Origin of the sequence: Cobetia sp. SIMBA_158 (assembly GCF_046566945.1) — a bacterium.
Lineage (GTDB): Bacteria > Pseudomonadota > Gammaproteobacteria > Pseudomonadales > Halomonadaceae > Cobetia > Cobetia amphilecti.
The window spans coordinates 1-279 of record NZ_JAWJYL010000246.1; the positions used below are offsets into that span (position 1 = coordinate 1).

Here is a 279-nt window from a genome sequence, read left to right on the forward strand (position 1 = left end):
GCCATCGGGCGGCGCGCCTTCACGAGCCGCACGATCATGTCGCGATGGTCCATCAGGTCGTCCTGCAGTTGTTCCAGGATCGGGTTGCGGCCGAGGCAGTGCGCGTAGCCGACGTCCGCGACGACCCCGTCGAGCACCGGCGCGACGTCGAGGATCACGGGCATGTCGGTCTCGAGCTGCCGGTGGCTCGGGAAGAACGCGAGGTTGAAGCCGCCCATGTGCTTGAGGCCGGAGAAGCCCTCGAACGCGGTGCGCTCGCCGAACCACGCGAACGGCTTG

Annotated in this window: 1 pseudogene; it reads right to left on the reverse strand. The window is 68.5% G+C overall.

The annotated features are described in order from the left end of the window. Positions 1 to 279, reverse strand: a pseudogene (locus R2R70_RS19830) (Xaa-Pro aminopeptidase); the annotation flags it as partial.